Consider the following 15,773-nt stretch of genomic DNA (forward strand, 5'->3'; position numbering starts at 1 on the left):
CCCGTCACGTCCCCCTAGGAGCCGCATCCCGTGAGCAACGCCGACACCCCCTCCGACCTCGCACCCGCAGCCCTGACCGACAACAGCGCGCTGCGCGCCGACATCCGCCGCCTCGGCGAACTCCTCGGTGCGACCCTCGTCCGCCAGGAGGGCCCCGAGCTGCTGGAGCTGGTCGAGCGCGTCCGCGCCCTGACCCGCACCGACGGCGACGCCGCCGCCGAACTGCTCTCCGCGACCGACCTGGACACCGCCGCCAAGCTGGTCCGTGCCTTCTCCACCTACTTCCACCTCGCCAACGTCACCGAGCAGGTGCACCGCGGCCGCGAGCTGCGGGCCCGCCACGCCGCCGAGGGCAGCCCGCTGTCCCGCACCGTGGACCGGCTCGCCGAGGCCGACCCCGACCATGTGCGGGAGACCGTCCAGCGCCTCAACGTGCGCCCCGTGTTCACCGCCCACCCGACCGAGGCGGCCCGCCGCAGCGTCCTGAACAAGCTGCGGCGCATCGCCGCACTGCTGGACCGGCCCGCCGACGGCACCGACCGCCGCCGCACCGACCTGCGCCTGGCCGAGAACATCGACCTCATCTGGCAGACCGACGAGCTGCGCGCCGCCCGCCCCGAGCCCGCGGACGAGGCCCGCAACGCCATCTACTACCTGGACGAGCTGCACCACGGCGCCGCCGCCGACGTGCTGGAGGACCTGAAGCAGGAGCTCGCCCGCATCGGCGTCGAGCTGCCCACCACCGCCCGCCCCCTCACCTTCGGCACCTGGATCGGCGGCGACCGGGACGGCAACCCCAACGTCACCCCCGACGTCACCCTCGACGTGCTGATCCTCCAGCACGAGCACGGCATCAGCGACGCCATCGACCTCGTGGACGACCTGCGCGGCGCCCTGTCCAGCTCCATCCGCAACTCCGGCGCCACCCCCGAGCTCACCGACAGCCTCCGCCGCGACCTGGAGAACCTCCCCGAGATCAGCCCCCGCTACAAGCGGCTCAACGCCGAGGAGCCCTACCGCCTGAAGGCCACCTGCGTCCGCCAGAAGCTGCTCAACACCCGCGAGCGCCTCGCCAACGGCACCCCGCACCGCCCGGGCCACGACTACCTGGGCACCGGTGAGCTCCTGGCCGACCTGCGGCTCATCCAGGACTCCCTGCGCGCCAACCGGGGCGAGCTGATCGCCGCGGGGCGCCTGGACCGCGCCATCCGCACCCTGGCCGCGTTCGGCCTCCAGCTCGCCACCATGGACGTCCGCGAGCACGCCGAGGCCCACCACCACGCCCTCGGGCAGTTGTTCGACCGCTTGGGCGAGGAGAGCTGGCGCTACGCCGACATGCCGCGCGACTACCGGCGCAACCTGCTCTCCCGCGAGCTGCGCTCCCGCCGCCCGCTGGCCCCCACCCCCGCCCCGCTCGACGAGGCCGGGGCCAAGACCCTCGGGGTCTTCCACTCCATCCGGGAGGCGTTCGAGCGGTTCGGCCCGGAGGTCGTCGAGAGCTACATCATCTCCATGTGCCTGGGCGCCGACGACGTGTTCGCCGCCGCCGTCCTCGCCCGCGAGGCCGGCCTGATCGACCTGCACGCCGGCTGGGCGAAGATCGGCATCGTCCCGCTGCTGGAGACCACCGACGAGCTGAAGGCCGCCGACCGGCTGCTGGACGACATGCTCGCCGACCCGTCCTACCGCCGCCTGGTGTCCCTGCGCGGCGATGTGCAGGAGGTCATGCTCGGCTACTCCGACTCCTCCAAGTTCGGCGGCATCACCACCTCGCAGTGGGAGATCCACCGCGCCCAGCGCCGCCTGCGCGACGTCGCCCACCGCTACGGGGTGCGGCTGCGGCTGTTCCACGGCCGCGGCGGCACCGTCGGCCGCGGCGGCGGGCCCAGCCACGCCGCCATCCTGGCCCAGCCCTGGGGCACCCTGGAAGGCGAGATCAAGGTCACCGAGCAGGGCGAGGTCATCTCCGACAAGTACCTGCTGCCCTCGCTGGCCCGGGAGAACCTGGAACTCACCGTCGCCGCCACCCTCCAGGCGTCCGCCCTGCACACCGCGCCCCGCCAGAGCGAGGAGGCCCTCGCCCGCTGGGACGCGGCCATGGACACCGTCTCGGACGCCGCCTACGCCGCCTACCGGCGGCTGGTGGAGGACCCGGACCTGCCCGCCTACTTCTTCGCCTCCACCCCCGTGGACCAGCTCGCCTCCCTGCACCTGGGCTCCCGCCCGTCCCGCCGCCCCGACTCCGGGGCCGGTCTCGACGGGCTGCGCGCCATCCCGTGGGTGTTCGGCTGGACCCAGTCCCGGCAGATCGTCCCCGGCTGGTTCGGGGTCGGCTCCGGGCTCGCCGCGGCCCGCAGGGCGGGGCTGGACTCGGTCCTCGCCGAGATGCACGAGCACTGGCACTTCTTCCGCAACTTCCTGTCCAACGTGGAGATGACGCTGGCCAAGACGGACCTGCGGATCGCCCGCCACTACGTGGACACCCTCGTCCCCGACGAGCTGCGCCACATCTTCGCCCTCATCGAGGCCGAGCACGCCCTCACCGTGAAGGAGGTCCTCGCCGTCACCGGCGAGGACGCGCTGCTGGACTCCGCGCCCACCCTCCAGCAGACCTTCGCCATCCGCGACGCCTACCTGGACCCGATCTCCTACCTCCAGGTGACGCTGCTGCACCGCCAGCGCGAGGCGGCCGCCCGCGGCGACGAACCCGACCCCCTGCTGTCCCGCGCCCTCCTCCTGACCGTGAACGGCGTGGCAGCGGGACTGCGCAACACCGGCTGAACACGCGCCCGCCCGGGGCGGACGGGGCCCGGAGCCACCGCCCGCCGCGGGCCGGGCCGCAGCACGGCCGGCTGCCCGGGGCTTCGCCCCGGGCAGCCGGCCGTCGGACCCTGCGCGCAGAGCCCCCGCGCGAAAGGGCCCCTACGAGTTGTAGGCGCTCTGCGCCCGCTCCAAGCCCTCCTCGATCAGCGACTCCACCGCATCCGCCGCCCGGTCCACGAAGTAGTCCAGCTCCTTGCGCTCCGCCGCCGAGAAGTCGCGCAGCACGAACGCCGCCACCTCCATCCGGCCCGGCGGCCGCCCCACACCGAACCGCACCCGGTGGTAGTCGGGCCCCAGCGACTTGGTGATGGACTTCAGCCCGTTGTGGCCGTTGTCCCCGCCGCCCCGCTTCAGCCGCAGCGTGCCGAACCCGATGTCCAGCTCGTCGTGCACCACCACGAGGTTGCCCACCGGCACCTTGTAGAAGTCCCGCAGCGCCGTCACCGGGCCACCCGAGAGGTTCATGAACGACATCGGCTTGGCCAGCACCACCCGCCGGCCCCCGAGCCGCCCCTCCACCACCTGCGCCCTGCTGCGGTGGCTCTTGAACCGGCCCCCCACCCGGCCCGCCAGCACGTCCGCCACCATGAACCCCACGTTGTGGCGGTGCCCCGCGTACTCGGGGCCCGGATTGCCCAGGCCCACCACCAGCCACGGCCCCGCAGAGCCGGGCGACGTCCCTGCCGTCACATCTGCCGTCACAGCGCCATTCTCCAGCCGTCCGGAAACCCGCCACGAACCACCGGCCGCGAACACGAGCGGGCCCCGCTCCGACCGGGCGGTCGGAACGGGGCCACACCCACAGCGGCGGCCGGGCAGGCTCAGCCCTCCGCGCCCTCGCCCTCGGCAGCGCCCTCGGCCGGCGCCTCGACCTGCGCGGAGACGACCTGGAGCACCGGGGTGTCCTCGTCCACGGCCAGCTTCGAGCCCTTCGGCAGCGGGATGTCCTTGGCCGCGATGGTGTCACCGGCGCTCAGGCCCTGCACGGACACCGTCACCGACTCCGGCAGGTGGGTGGCCTCCGCCTCCAGCGGCAGGGTGTTCAGCAGGTGCTCCAGCAGGTACCCGCCCGGGGCCAGCTCGCCCTCGACGTGCACCGGCACCTCGACGGTGACCTGCTCACCGCTGCGGACCGCGAGCAGGTCCACGTGCTCGAGGAAGCCCTTCAGCGGGTCGCGCTGCACGGCCTTCGGGATGGCCAGCGCCTTCTTGCCGTTCATGTCGAAGGCCAGCAGGACGTTCGGGGTCTTCAGGGCCAGCATCAGCTCGTGGCCGGGAAGGGACAGGTGCACCGGCTCGGCACCGTGGCCGTACACCACGGCCGGAACCCTGCCCGCGCGGCGCGTGCGGCGGGCGGCACCCTTGCCGAACTCGGTGCGCGGTTCTGCGGCGATACGGACCTCGGACATGAGGGCGCTCCTCGTACACGTGACTGCGATCGGAAAATCTGCCTGTGGGTCGCTCGGCCACGACGGCGTACGAAGAGCACGTCGATCACGGACACACCCCGCGGCACGCGGAGCGCTCCCTCGCCGGGCAACCCGGGAAGTCTACCCACGCCCGGCCGTACCGGCGAAATCGGGCCGCGCCCCCCACCCGGGGGCGCGGCCCGACCGCCGTCAGTGCACGTCGTCGAAGAGGCTGGCCACCGAGCCGTCCTCGAAGACCTCGCGGATCGCGCTCGCGATCACCGGTGCCATCGACAGCACCGTCACCTTGTCCAGCTCCAGCTCACCCGGCGTCGGCAGGGTGTTGGTCAGCACGATCTCGCTCACCCGCGAGTTCTTCAGCCGGTCCTTCGCCGGGCCGGACAGCACACCGTGCGTCGCGGCCACGATCACGTCGGCCGCGCCGTTCGCGAACAGCGCGTCCGCCGCCGCGCAGATGGTGCCCGCGGTGTCGATCATGTCGTCCACCAGCACGCAGACGCGGTCCTTGACCTCGCCCACCACCTCGTGGACCGTCACCTGGTTGGCCACGTCCTTGTCGCGGCGCTTGTGGACGATCGCCAGCGGCGCCCCGAGGCGGTCGCACCACTGGTCGGCGACCCGCACCCGGCCCGCGTCCGGCGAGACCACGGTCAGCTTGTCCCGGTCCACCTTGCGCCCCACGTAGTCCGCCAGCAGCGGCAGCGCGAACAGGTGGTCCACCGGGCCGTCGAAGAACCCCTGGATCTGCGCGGTGTGCAGGTCCACCGCCAGCAGCCGGTCCGCGCCCGCGGTCTTGAACAGGTCCGCCATCAGCCGCGCGGAGATGGGCTCGCGGCCCCGGTGCTTCTTGTCCTGCCGGGCATAGCCGTAGAACGGCATCACGACCGTGATGCGCTTGGCGGACGCCCGCTTCAGGGCGTCCACCATGATGAGCTGTTCCATGATCCAGGTGTTGATCGGCCGGGTGTGGCTCTGGATCACGAACGCGTCGGAGCCGCGCGCGGACTCCTCGAAGCGCACGTAGATCTCACCGTTCGCGAATTCGAACGCCTTGGTGGGTACGAGACTCACACCGAGCTGCTCGGCCACCTCCTCCGCCAGCTCGGAGTGGGCGCGGCCGGAGAAGAGCATCAGCTTCTTCTCACCGGTCGTCTTGATCCCGGTCACAGCAACGTTCTCCTTGGTGTTGGCTCCCGCGCCCTCAAAGCGGGAGCTCGTCCACCTTCGGACGCGGGCCGGCGGGTTGGGTGCAACCACCACGGTACGCGGTCCCCACCGCGGCCGCGCACCCGGTGGAACCCCCAATTCCGACCGTAAGGACGCGATTACCGCGACTGTCCGGCCATACCGGACGAAGCCCCGGCAAAAGGGTCCGGTGCCCGGCGCGACCCGCCGGACACCGCGCCGAAGGACCGCCGCTACCCGGCGTTCTCCCCGCCGTCACCGCCCCTGCCGCCGCCCGCCGCGCGCTCCTGCGCCCGGCGCGCGGCCTGAGCCGCCGCGCTCCCCGGGCGCTTGCGCTCCACCCAGCCGTCGATGTTGCGCTGCTGCCCGCGGGCCACCGCGAGCGACCCCGGCGGCACGTCCCGCGTGATCACCGAGCCGGCCGCCGTGTAGGCGCCGTCCCCGACCGTCACCGGTGCGACGAACATGTTGTCCGAACCGGTCTTGCAGTGGCTGCCGATCGTGGTGTGGTGCTTGCGCTCGCCGTCGTAGTTCACGAAGACGCTGGCCGCGCCGATGTTCGTGTGGTCGCCGATCGTGGCGTCGCCCACATAGCTCAGGTGCGGCACCTTCGTGCCCTCGCCCACGGCGGCGTTCTTCATCTCCACGAACGTGCCCGCCTTCGCCCCCACCCCGAGCCGCGTGCCCGGGCGCAGGTACGCGTACGGACCCACCGACGCCTCCGGGCCGATCTCCGCCCGGTCCGCGGTGGTGTTGCTCACCCGGGCACCGGCGCCGACCACGGTGTCCCGCAGCGAGCAGTTCGGGCCCACCTCGGCGCCCGCGCCCAGGTGGGTGGCGCCCTCCAGTTGGGTGTTGGGCAGCACCACGGCGTCCGGCTCCACCGTCACCGTCACGTCGAACCACGCCGTCGCCGGGTCCACCACCGTGACCCCGGCCCGCATCGCCGACTCCACCAGGCGGTCGTTGAGCACCCGGCGGGCCTGCGCGAGCTGCACCCGGTCGTTGATCCCCAGGATCTCCCGGTGGTCCCCGGCCACCTGGGCGCCCACCCGGTGGCCCGCGGCCCGCAGGATGCCGAGCGTGTCGGTGAGGTACTCCTCGCCCTGGCTGTTGTCGGTGCGGACCTGGCCGAGCGCCTGCGCGAGCAGCTTGCCGTCGAACGCGTAGACACCGGAGTTGATCTCGTCGATGCCCCGCTGCTCCTCCGAGGCGTCCTTGTGCTCCACGATCCCGGCCACCGACCCGTCGCCGGACCGCACGATCCTGCCGTAGCCGGTGGGGTCGGGGACGCGGGCGGTCAGCACGGTGACGGCGTTGCCGTCCGCGGCGTGGGCGGCGACCAGCCCGCGCATGGTGGCGGCGGTCAGCAGCGGGGTGTCGCCGTAGGTGACCACGACCGTGCCGTCGAAGGAGACACCCTCGGCGGCGAGGGCCTCCAGGCCCACCCGGACGGCGTGCCCGGTCCCGTTCTGCCGCTCCTGCACCACGGCGCGGGCGGCGGGGTCGATCTCGGCGAGGTGCGCGGCGACCTTCTCGCGCATGTGGCCGACGACGACGACCAGGTGCTCGGGCTCCAGCTCCCGGGCCGCGGCGACGACGTGCCCGACGAGGGACCGGCCGCAGATCGGGTGCAGCACCTTGGGCAGGGAGGCCGATTTCATACGGGTGCCCTCACCCGCGGCGAGGACGACGACGGCGGCCGGACGGGTGGTCACGAGGTGGCTCCTCGGTATTGCTGACGGTAAAGACGCGTGCAGGATACCGGGGCCGGGAGTGCGGGCCTGTGGCTCCGCCGCCAGGACTCGAACCTGGACAATGGGGACCAAAACCCCAGGTGCTGCCAATTACACCACGGCGGATTATTTTTCCTCGAAACGGACATTTGCCTCTGGTGGGCCCGCCGTTCCGGGTTGCGGCTACCACTATGCCGTACCACCTGCCCTCGATGCGACGGTAAAGATCGGCGCCTCGCGCGAGGCGGAGGGGAGGAAGGCGGTCCCGGGGCCCTCGCCCGCGTTCCCACGGACCGCCTCCGGCGCCCTCCCCCGGAACACCCTTTCGAAAGCTGATGCCGGGACGGTGCGGCCCGATGCGCGCGGAAGCACGGCCGACCGCACTCGGGCCGACCGCATTCGGGCCGTCCGACAGCGGCCGGACGGCGATTCGGAGACCGGCCGGACATCGCGCGGGCACCGAGCGGATTCCGCGCGGATATCGAGCGGATACCGAGCAGATACCGAGCAGATTCGGCCATGCCGGGAACGACCCGATGACGTCCGATTGCCGTCGGCGGCCCCACCGTCCCCGGCGCCGCGGCACCGCGCTTTTCACCGCCCTCGGCTCCACCGCGATCCCGTCGCGCGCCCCGTCCGGACGCCGCAGCTCACGCGCCCTGACACGGGCGTCCAGCTCCAATTTCATGAGTCCGGCGCTGTCAGATTTACCCGTACACCCGTCCGGCGCTTCCCTCCTGATGACACGTTCGAGGGAATGTACGGGCTCAAGGCGTTACCGAGGATCCGCACTAGTAAAGCCGTCTCAAATGGGCACAGATCTCCGACAGGCGGGCGTCGCCGGGGTATTGCCCACAGAGGACGCCCTGCCATACTTACGGCGCCGTAGGTTACGGGAGCGTAGCCATGCGCGGCCGCCGTTCTCCCCCGCCCCCGAGCCCTATGAGGGACGCCCATGACCACAACTCCCGACGTGATCGAAGACGCCCCGCTGGGTGACTCCGCAGGGAACGCGGACGCTCCCCCCGCCACCCTCGGCGGCGAGCGGAAGCGCTCGTCCGAGCAGATCGCCCTGGCCCTGTTCATCGTCATCCCGTTCGCCGCCCTGGTCGCCGCCGTGCCCCTGGCCTGGGGGTGGGGCGTGAGCTGGCTGGACCTGGGCCTGCTGGTGGGGATGTACTTCCTCACCTGCCACGGCGTCACGATCGGCTTCCACCGCTACTTCACCCACGGCTCGTTCAAGGCCAACCGCCCGCTGCGGATCGCGCTGGCCGTCGCCGGGTCCCTGGCCATCGAGGGCCCGGTGGTGCGCTGGGTGGCCGACCACCGCAAGCACCACAAGTACTCCGACCACGAGGGCGACCCGCACTCGCCGTGGCGCTACGGCGAGACCGTCCCGGCGCTGATGAAGGGCCTGTGGTGGGCCCACATGGGCTGGATGTTCGACCGCGAGCAGACCTCCCAGGAGAAGTACGCGCCCGACCTGATCCGCGACCCGGCGATCCGGATGATCTCCCGGCAGTTCGCGCTCTGGACGGTGGTGTCGCTGCTGATCCCGCCGCTGGTCGGCGGTCTGGCCACGTGGTCCTGGCAGGGCGCGGTGACGGCGTTCTTCTGGGGCTCCCTGGTCCGGGTGGCGCTGCTGCACCACGTGACCTGGTCGATCAACTCCATCTGCCACGCGGTCGGCAAGCGCCCGTTCAAGTCCCGGGACCGCTCCGGCAACGTCTGGTGGCTGGCGGTGCTCTCCTGCGGCGAGTCGTGGCACAACCTGCACCACTCCGACCCGACGTGCGCCCGGCACGGTGTGCTGCGGGGGCAGATCGACACCAGCGCGCGTGTGATCAGGTGGCTCGAGATGCTGGGCTGGGCCAGCGATGTGCGCTGGCCGAGGCGGGAACGGCTCGAGTCCCGGCGCAGGGGCGAAGTTACCGAGGCGGCATGATTGACGCCGTGGACGATCCCAGCGGCAGTCATCAGCGCAGAGCTTCGGGGGGCGCCCGCCGGACCCGTTCGTCGTCCGGCGGGCGCGCCCGCGTTCGGATGACCGGCAAGGAGCGCCGGGAGCAGTTGGTGGAGATCGGGCGGACCCTGTTCGCCGAACGCGGGTTCGAAGCGACGTCGGTGGAGGAGATCGCGGCGCAGGCCGGGGTCTCCAAGCCGGTGGTGTACGAGCACTTCGGGGGCAAGGAAGGGCTGTACGCGGTCGTGGTGGACCGCGAGATGCGGATGCTGCTGAGCATGGTGAACGGGGCGCTGACCGGGGGGCACCCGCGGGAGCTGCTGGAGGAGGCGGCGTTCGCGCTGCTGGACTACATCGAGCAGTCCACGGACGGGTTCCGGATCCTGGTGCGGGACTCGCCGGTGGCGCAGTCCACGGGAACGTTCGCGTCGCTGATCAGCGACATCGCGCGGCAGGTGGAGGACATCCTGGGCCTGGAGTTCAAGGCGCGGGGATTCGACCCGAAGCTGGCGCCGATGTACTCGCAGATGCTGGTGGGGATGGTGGCGCTGACGGGTCAGTGGTGGCTGGATGTGCGCAGGCCGAACAAGGCCGAGGTGGCGGCGCATCTGGTGAACCTGGCCTGGAACGGCCTGGAGGGCATGGAGCCGAGGCCCCGGCTGATAGGCCGCAGGAAGAGCTGACGGACCGGGGCGCCGCGGCCGGGGGCGCGGCGGGGCGGTCCGGGGCGGTGATCATGGCTGGTTCCCCGCGGTGTGCCCGGCTGCCCTCTCCGCGGCCGCGCCCTGCCCTTCCGTCCTCTTCCTGGCGACCACGAAGACGCGCCGGAAGGGGAAGACCGTGCCGTGCGGGCGCCGGGGGTAGGCGGCGCGGAGGCCGGCGGCGTACTCGGCGAGGAACCCGTCGCGTTCCTCCGGGTCGGTGAGGGCGGCGAGGACGGGGCGCAGGGTGGTGCCCCTGACCCAGTCGAGGACGGGGTCGTCGCCGGGGAGGACGTGCAGGTAGGTGGTCTCCCAGGCGTCCACGTCGCAGTCGAGGGCGGCGAGGCGGTCGAGGTAGGCGGCGGGGGGCAGGACCGGGGCGGGGCGGTCGGCGAGGCCGGCGAGGCGGGGGCGCCAACGGGGGGCGGCGGCGAGCTCGCGCAGCAGGGTGTGGGAGGGGGCGTCGTGGTTGGCGGGGACCTGGAAGGCGAGCACGCCCCCGGGGCGCAGGGCGGCGGTCCAGCGGGCGAAGAACTCGGCGTGGCCGGGCACCCAGTGCAGGACCGCGTTGCTGACGACCAGGTCGTGGGGCCGCTCGGGTGTCCAGGTGGCGGCGTCGCCGGGGTGGAAGGCGAGGGTGCCGCCGTGCGGGGTGGGGCCGGCGAGGGGCGCGGCGGCCCGGAGCATCTGGGGGCTGTGGTCGACGCCGGTGACATGGGCGCCGGGCCAGCGGTGGTGCAGGGTGGCGGTGGCGGTGCCGGGGCCGCAGCCCAGGTCGGTGATGCGGGGATGGCGGGGCGAGGGCAGGTCGGGGACGCGGGCGAGCAGGTCGTGGAAGGGGCGGGTGCGGTGGTCGGCGTGGCGGAGGTACTGGGCGGGGTCCCAGGTGGTGTCGGTGCGGGTGTCGTCGGTCACCCTCCGAAGGGTGCACCCCCAACTATCTCGACGTCAAGAGACTTCACATCGACAGAACCACTACACTGATCTCCATGGAGGACGAGGTCGATCGCTTGGTGGCCGCCTGGCGCAGAGAGCGCCCCGACCTCGACGTCGAACCGCTCGAGGTGCTCAGCCGGGTCAGCCGTCTCGCCCGCCATCTGGACCGGGCGCGCAGGACGGCGTTCGCGGAGCACGGACTCGAGCCGTGGGAGTTCGACGTGCTGACCGCGCTGCGGCGGGCGGGGGCGCCCTACCAGCTCTCCCCCGGGCAGTTGCTCACGCAGACGCTGGTGACGTCGGGCACCATGACGAACCGCATCGACAGGCTGGCGAAGAAGGACCTGGTGGAGCGGCTGCCGGATCCCAGCGACCGGCGCGGGGTGCTGGTGCGGCTGACCGCCGAGGGGCGGGACCGGGCGGACCAGGCGCTGGCCGGGCTGCTGGCGCAGGAGCGGGAGATCCTCGGCGAGCTGACGGCGGCGCAGCGCGGGGAGCTGGCGGGCCTGCTGCGGCAGTTGGTCGCGCCGTTCGACAACGTGCCGGACTGAGGTCACGGCCTAGCGCCGCCGGCCCTGCTGCCGGTGGCCGTGACGCCGAGGTCCACCGGGCCGACGCCGGCGCGGCGGGCGAGGGCGACCGCGGCGAGGGTGGAGTGGACGCCCAGCTTGCCCAGGACGTTCTGCATGTGGGTGCGCACGGTGTGCGGGGAGAGGTAGAGGCGCTCGGCGACGGCCTTGCGGCCGAGGCCGGCCACCATGCAGCGCAGCACTTCCTGCTCGCGCGGGGTGAGGGACTCCACCAGGCGCTCGCTCTCGGTGCGGTGGCGGCGGGCGGCGGTGAGCTCGCGCAGCACTCCGGTGAGGAGGGCGGGCGGCAGATGCGTCTCGTCGCGCAGGACGCCGCGGACCACGGCGAGCAGGCGGGACAGCGAGCAGTCCTTGGCGACCCAGCCGGAGGCCCCGGCCTGGAGGGCGCGGGCGGCGCGGCGCGGGTCGTCGCGGTCGGCGAGGACGACGGTGCGGGTGCCGGGGTGGTCGTTCCGGACCCGCTCGACGAGGCCGAGGCCGTCGGTGGCCGGGGCGGCGGCCGGGTCGGGCGCGGTGGCCGTGGCGGTGTCGGGGCCGCGCTGCTCGGGGACGCGCTGGAGCGCGGGACGGGCCGCGCCGCCGAGGTCGGCGTCGACGAGGATGACGTGGTAGCGGCGGCCGTCGGCGGCGGCGCGCTCCAGGCAGCGCTGGGCGGCGATCTCGCTGCCCGCGGCGGAGACCTCGACGTCCGGCTCCGCCGCCAGCGCGGCGGCCAGTGACTCGGCGAATATCCGGTGGTCGTCCACCACCAGGACGCGGATCCGCCCCATGCTGCTCCCCCCAGTCCGGGAACGGTCGCCCCGGTCGCCATCCAGCTTCGCCCCCTGGGACCGGCCCCCACCGATACCAGGGTTCAGCCTACGACCGACCGGTGACAAGCGCCGCTCAATCACAGAACTGCCAAGACTATGGCCAAAGAGGATGGGTCCCGGGACGGGTCGCCCACGGTGGACGAGGGGCGGCCCCGCGCCGGTGCGGTGCGGCGCGGGGCCCGGGGAGGGGTCAGGCGGTGCGGCGGGCGCCCGCCGCGGGGACGGCGGTGAACACCCGGGGGGCGCGGTACCCCGCCGCGTCGAACGCCCGCTCGACGGCCGCGGTGACGGCCGCCGCGTCGGCGTCCTCGACCAGCACGATCGCGGAGCCGCCGAAGCCGCCGCCGGTCATCCGGGCGCCCAGCGCCCCGGCCGCGTCGGCGGTGTCCACGACCAGGTCGAGTTCGGCGCAGGAGATCCGGAAGTCGTCCCGCATGGAGGTGTGGCTCTCGTTGAGCAGGCCGCCGATGCCGCGGGTGTCGCCCGCGTCGAGGCGGGCGACGACGTCGGTGACGCGCCGGTTCTCGGTGACGATGTGCCGCACCAGGCCGCGCGCGGTGTCGTCGGGCAGGCGGCGCAGCGCGTCGTCGAGCCCGTCGGACGGGATGTCGCGCAGCGCGGGCACCCCGAGCGCGGCGGCCGCGGCCTCGCAGCCGGAGCGGCGTTCGGCGTAGGCGCCGTCGGCGTGGTCGTGCTTGACCAGGGTGTCCACCACCAGCAGCCGCAGGCCCTCGGCGGCCAGGTCGAAGGGGACCTGGCGCTGGGTGAGGTCCCGGGTGTCCAGGTGCAGGGCGTGCCCGGCGACGCAGCAGGAGCTGGCCATCTGGTCGAGGACGCCGCAGGGCACGCCGACGAAGTCGTTCTCGGCGCGCTGGGCGAGCCGGGCGAGCTCGGGCGGGGTCAGGCCCAGGCCGTACAGGTCGTTCAGGGCGAACGCGACGGCGCACTCCAGCGCGGCGGAGGAGGACAGGCCCGCGCCGGTGGGGACGGTGCTGTCCAGGTGGATGTCGGCGCCGCCGGCCTTGTGCCCGGCCTCGCGCAGCGCCCACAGCACCCCGGCCGGGTAGGCGGCCCAGGAGGAGGTGCGGCCGGGGGCGAGCTCGTCCACGGTGTAGTCGTGGACGCGGCCCTCCGGGTCCTGGGCGGAGGTCAGGCGCAGCCTGCCGTCGTCGCGGGGGGCGACGGCGGCCTCGGTGGTGTGGGGCAGGGCGAGCGGCAGGACGAAGCCCTCGTTGTAGTCGGTGTGCTCGCCGATGAGGTTGACGCGCCCGGGGGCGGCCCACACCCCGGCGGGCGGGCGGCCGTGGATGCGGGTGAAGGCGTCCGCGGTGGTGCTCATCGGTCGGTGCTCCCGTTGTGCTCGTGTCCGTGGACGGCCTTGGCGAACTCCCAGGCGTCGCTGACGATGCGGGTGAGGTCGGAGCGGCTGGGCTTCCAGCCGAGCAGGGTCCTGGCGCGCTCGGCGGAGGCCACGAGCACGGCCGGGTCGCCGCCGCGGCGCGGGGCGACGACCTCGGGGACGGGGTGCCCGGTGACGCGGCGGACGGTGTCGATGACCTCGCGGACGGAGAAGCCGCTGCCGTTGCCGAGGTTGCACACGAGGTGCTCGCCGGGGTTGACGCGGTGGGCGGAGGCGTCCGCGTCGGCGGCGGCGGGCGACGGGAGGGCGTGGTCCAGGGCGAGCAGGTGGGCCTCGGCGAGGTCGGCGACGTGGATGTAGTCGCGCACGCAGGTGCCGTCCGGGGTCGGGTAGTCGTCGCCGTACACCGAGATGGCCTCGCGCTTGCCCAGGGCGACCTGGAGGACGAGCGGGATGAGGTGGGTCTCGGGGTCGTGGCGCTCGCCGTAGGGGCCGTGGGCGCCGGCGACGTTGAAGTACCGCAGGGACACCGCGGCCAGGCCGTGGGCGGCGCACCAGCCGCTGATCATGTGGTCGACGGCGAGCTTGGAGGCGCCGTAGGGGTTGGTGGGGCGCGCGGGGGCGGTCTCCGGGATGGGCGCGGTCTCCGGCTCGCCGTAGGTGGCGGCGGTGGAGGAGAAGACCAGGGTGCCCACGCCGGCCTCGCGCATGGCGACGAGCAGGTCGAGGGTGCCGCCGACGTTGTTGCGCCAGTACTTCTCCGGGTTGGTGACGGACTCGCCGACCTGGGAGGAGGCGGCGAAGTGCAGCACGGCGTCGTAGGAGGGGTCCAGGACGCGGGCGGCGTCCTGGAGGGTGCCCTCGACGAACTCCGCGCCCCGCGGCAGGCCCTCGCGGGTCCCGGTGGACAGCACGTCGAGCACGGTGACCCGGTGCCCGGCCTCGATGAGGTGGGCGGCGACGACGCTGCCCACGTAGCCGGCGCCGCCGGTCACCAGGTAGCGGCGTGCGGTTGCGGGGTTCGGGTTCACTTAGCTGGCCACCTCTCGCAGTCGGCGCGCCGCGGCCTCGGGCGGCACGTCGTTGATGAACACGTTCATGCCGGACTCGGACCCGGCGAGGAACTTCAGCTTCCCCGACGCCCTGCGGATCGTGAAGAGTTCCAGGTGGAGGGCGAACTCGGCGCGGGCCTCGGGGCGGGACGGGGCCTGGTGCCAGGCCGCTATGTAGGGCGTGGGGCCCGCGTCGTCGCCGAACAACCGGTCGAAGCGGCGCAGCAGGTCCAGGTACAGGTGGGGGAACTCGGCGCGGGCGGCGTCGTCGAGCCGGGTCAGGTCGGGCACGCGCCGGTTGGGGTAGAGGTGGACCTCGTAGGGCCAGTGGGCGGCGTGCGGCACGAAGCCGGTCCAGTGCTCGCCCTCGACGACGACGCGGCCGCCGTCGGCGCGCTCGGCGGCGAGGGTGTCGTCGAAGAGGTTGCGGCCGGTGCGGGCGCGGTGGGCGGCGGCGGAGGCGAGCATCCGCGCGGTCCGCGGGGTGGTGAAGGGGTAGGCGTAGATCTGGCCGTGGGGGTGGCCGAGGGTGACGCCGATCTCGGCGCCGCGGTTCTCGAAGCAGAAGACCTGCTCCACGCCGGGAAGCTGGGAGAGCTCGGCGGTGCGGTCGGTCCAGGCGTCGAGGACGAGCGCGGCCTGCGCGGGGGTGAGGTCGGCGAACGAGGCGTTGTGGTCGGAGGTGAAGCAGACCACCTCGCAGCGTCCCGCGCCGGGGCGGACGGCGAACGCGTCCCCGCCCCGCGCGATCGCGTCTCCGGGGCCGCCGGCCAGGGACGGGAAGCGGTTCTCGAACACCACGACGTCGTAGTCGGCGGCGGGGATCTCGCTGTGCCGCCCTTCCCGGGAGGGGCACAGGGGGCACTGGTCCGGGGGCGGCAGGTGGGTGCGGCCCTGGCGGTGCGAGGCGATGATCACCCATTCGTCCAGGAGGCGGTCGTGGCGCAGCTCGGACCGGGTGGTGATCGGGTCGAGCGGCCGCGGGTCGGCGGCGTCGCGCACGGCGTCGTCCCGGGAGTCGTAGTAGACCAGCTCGCGGCCGTCGGCGAGCCGGGTCGTCGTCTTCTTCACCCTTGTCCCCTGGAGTCTCAACACAATTCAACACAATGAACCATGAGCCAACAGGCTGGGTCAACACTCGTGCAGGCTCACGCTGGCGAGGCGCACGGGGAGGTGAACAAAAGC

13 protein-coding genes and 1 tRNA gene are annotated in these 15,773 nt (G+C 73.2%); 4 read left to right on the forward strand and 10 right to left on the reverse strand.

What is annotated here, in order from left to right; translation table 11 throughout:
• The first annotated feature begins 30 nt into the window (after positions 1–30).
• Positions 31–2,781 carry a phosphoenolpyruvate carboxylase gene (ppc, locus tag ACYVO2_RS16765; RefSeq protein WP_461008618.1) on the forward strand — a complete coding sequence of 917 codons (2,751 nt, stop codon included), beginning with the start codon at positions 31–33 and terminating at the stop codon, positions 2,779–2,781.
• 141 nt (positions 2,782–2,922) lie between these two features.
• On the opposite strand, the gene pth is transcribed toward ppc, so the two are convergent.
• The 5 genes from pth to ACYVO2_RS16790 all read right to left on the reverse strand — a co-directional run bounded on the left by pth (position 2,923) and on the right by ACYVO2_RS16790 (position 7,300).
• Positions 2,923–3,525 carry an aminoacyl-tRNA hydrolase gene (gene pth, locus ACYVO2_RS16770; RefSeq protein ID WP_461008619.1) on the reverse strand — a complete coding sequence of 201 codons (603 nt, stop codon included), beginning with the start codon at positions 3,523–3,525 and terminating at the stop codon, positions 2,923–2,925.
• Positions 3,526–3,644: 119 nt separating this feature from the next.
• Positions 3,645–4,232, reverse strand: a complete 588-nt coding sequence (locus tag ACYVO2_RS16775) for a 50S ribosomal protein L25/general stress protein Ctc (protein WP_461008620.1) — start codon at positions 4,230–4,232, stop codon at positions 3,645–3,647.
• 210 nt (positions 4,233–4,442) lie between these two features.
• The gene (locus tag ACYVO2_RS16780) at positions 4,443–5,420 is read right to left on the reverse strand and encodes a ribose-phosphate diphosphokinase (RefSeq protein ID WP_461008621.1); all 978 of its coding nucleotides are present in this window, start codon (positions 5,418–5,420) and stop codon (positions 4,443–4,445) included.
• A 251-nt stretch (positions 5,421–5,671) separates the two neighbouring features.
• Positions 5,672–7,102, reverse strand: coding sequence for a bifunctional UDP-N-acetylglucosamine diphosphorylase/glucosamine-1-phosphate N-acetyltransferase GlmU (glmU, locus tag ACYVO2_RS16785; RefSeq protein WP_461008668.1), 1,431 nt, complete (start codon positions 7,100–7,102; stop codon positions 5,672–5,674).
• Positions 7,103–7,225: 123 nt separating this feature from the next.
• Positions 7,226–7,300, reverse strand: a tRNA-Gln gene (locus ACYVO2_RS16790).
• Between the two features lie 829 nt (positions 7,301–8,129).
• Between ACYVO2_RS16790 and ACYVO2_RS16795 the strand changes: the two genes are divergently transcribed.
• Both ACYVO2_RS16795 and ACYVO2_RS16800 read left to right on the forward strand, forming a co-directional pair.
• Entirely contained in the window at positions 8,130–9,119 is a 990-nt protein-coding gene (locus ACYVO2_RS16795; protein WP_461008622.1) for an acyl-CoA desaturase, read from the forward strand.
• A complete protein-coding gene (locus tag ACYVO2_RS16800) occupies positions 9,116–9,820 on the forward strand; it encodes a TetR family transcriptional regulator (protein ID WP_461008623.1) in 705 nt (234 codons plus the stop codon). The genes ACYVO2_RS16795 and ACYVO2_RS16800 overlap by 4 nt, the downstream gene beginning before the upstream one ends.
• 51 nt (positions 9,821–9,871) lie before the next feature.
• On the opposite strand, the gene ACYVO2_RS16805 is transcribed toward ACYVO2_RS16800, so the two are convergent.
• The gene (locus ACYVO2_RS16805; RefSeq protein WP_461008624.1) at positions 9,872–10,753 is read right to left on the reverse strand and encodes a trans-aconitate 2-methyltransferase; all 882 of its coding nucleotides are present in this window, start codon (positions 10,751–10,753) and stop codon (positions 9,872–9,874) included.
• 74 nt (positions 10,754–10,827) lie between these two features.
• Between ACYVO2_RS16805 and ACYVO2_RS16810 the strand changes: the two genes are divergently transcribed.
• The gene (locus ACYVO2_RS16810; protein ID WP_461008625.1) at positions 10,828–11,325 is read left to right on the forward strand and encodes a MarR family winged helix-turn-helix transcriptional regulator; all 498 of its coding nucleotides are present in this window, start codon (positions 10,828–10,830) and stop codon (positions 11,323–11,325) included.
• 2 nt (positions 11,326–11,327) lie between these two features.
• On the opposite strand, the gene ACYVO2_RS16815 is transcribed toward ACYVO2_RS16810, so the two are convergent.
• From ACYVO2_RS16815 to galT, 4 genes are all read right to left on the reverse strand, one after another.
• Positions 11,328–12,134, reverse strand: coding sequence for a LuxR C-terminal-related transcriptional regulator (locus ACYVO2_RS16815; protein ID WP_461008626.1), 807 nt, complete (start codon positions 12,132–12,134; stop codon positions 11,328–11,330).
• Positions 12,135–12,366: 232 nt separating this feature from the next.
• Positions 12,367–13,515: a galactokinase gene (gene galK, locus ACYVO2_RS16820; protein WP_461008627.1), complete on the reverse strand. Its 1,149-nt coding sequence runs from the start codon at positions 13,513–13,515 to the stop codon at positions 12,367–12,369.
• Complete coding sequence (gene galE / locus ACYVO2_RS16825) at positions 13,512–14,567, reverse strand: UDP-glucose 4-epimerase GalE (protein ID WP_461008628.1); 1,056 nt, start codon at positions 14,565–14,567, stop codon at positions 13,512–13,514. Before galE ends, galK begins: the two co-directional genes overlap by 4 nt.
• Entirely contained in the window at positions 14,568–15,659 is a 1,092-nt protein-coding gene (gene galT / locus ACYVO2_RS16830) for a galactose-1-phosphate uridylyltransferase (protein WP_461008629.1), read from the reverse strand.
• Positions 15,660–15,773: the final 114 nt, after the last annotated feature.

Source organism: Streptomyces capparidis (assembly GCF_054782095.1).

Coding starts and splice junctions, on each gene's coding strand:
- ACYVO2_RS16775 (WP_461008620.1), bottom strand. CDS start 4,232: ATGTCCGAGGTCCGTATCGCCGCAGAACCGCGCACCGAGTTCGGCAAG.
- glmU (WP_461008668.1), bottom strand. CDS start 7,102: ATGAAATCGGCCTCCCTGCCCAAGGTGCTGCACCCGATCTGCGGCCGG.
- ACYVO2_RS16795 (WP_461008622.1), top strand. CDS start 8,130: ATGACCACAACTCCCGACGTGATCGAAGACGCCCCGCTGGGTGACTCC.
- ACYVO2_RS16800 (WP_461008623.1), top strand. CDS start 9,116: ATGATTGACGCCGTGGACGATCCCAGCGGCAGTCATCAGCGCAGAGCT.
- ACYVO2_RS16810 (WP_461008625.1), top strand. CDS start 10,828: ATGGAGGACGAGGTCGATCGCTTGGTGGCCGCCTGGCGCAGAGAGCGC.
- ACYVO2_RS16815 (WP_461008626.1), bottom strand. CDS start 12,134: ATGGGGCGGATCCGCGTCCTGGTGGTGGACGACCACCGGATATTCGCC.
- galK (WP_461008627.1), bottom strand. CDS start 13,515: ATGAGCACCACCGCGGACGCCTTCACCCGCATCCACGGCCGCCCGCCC.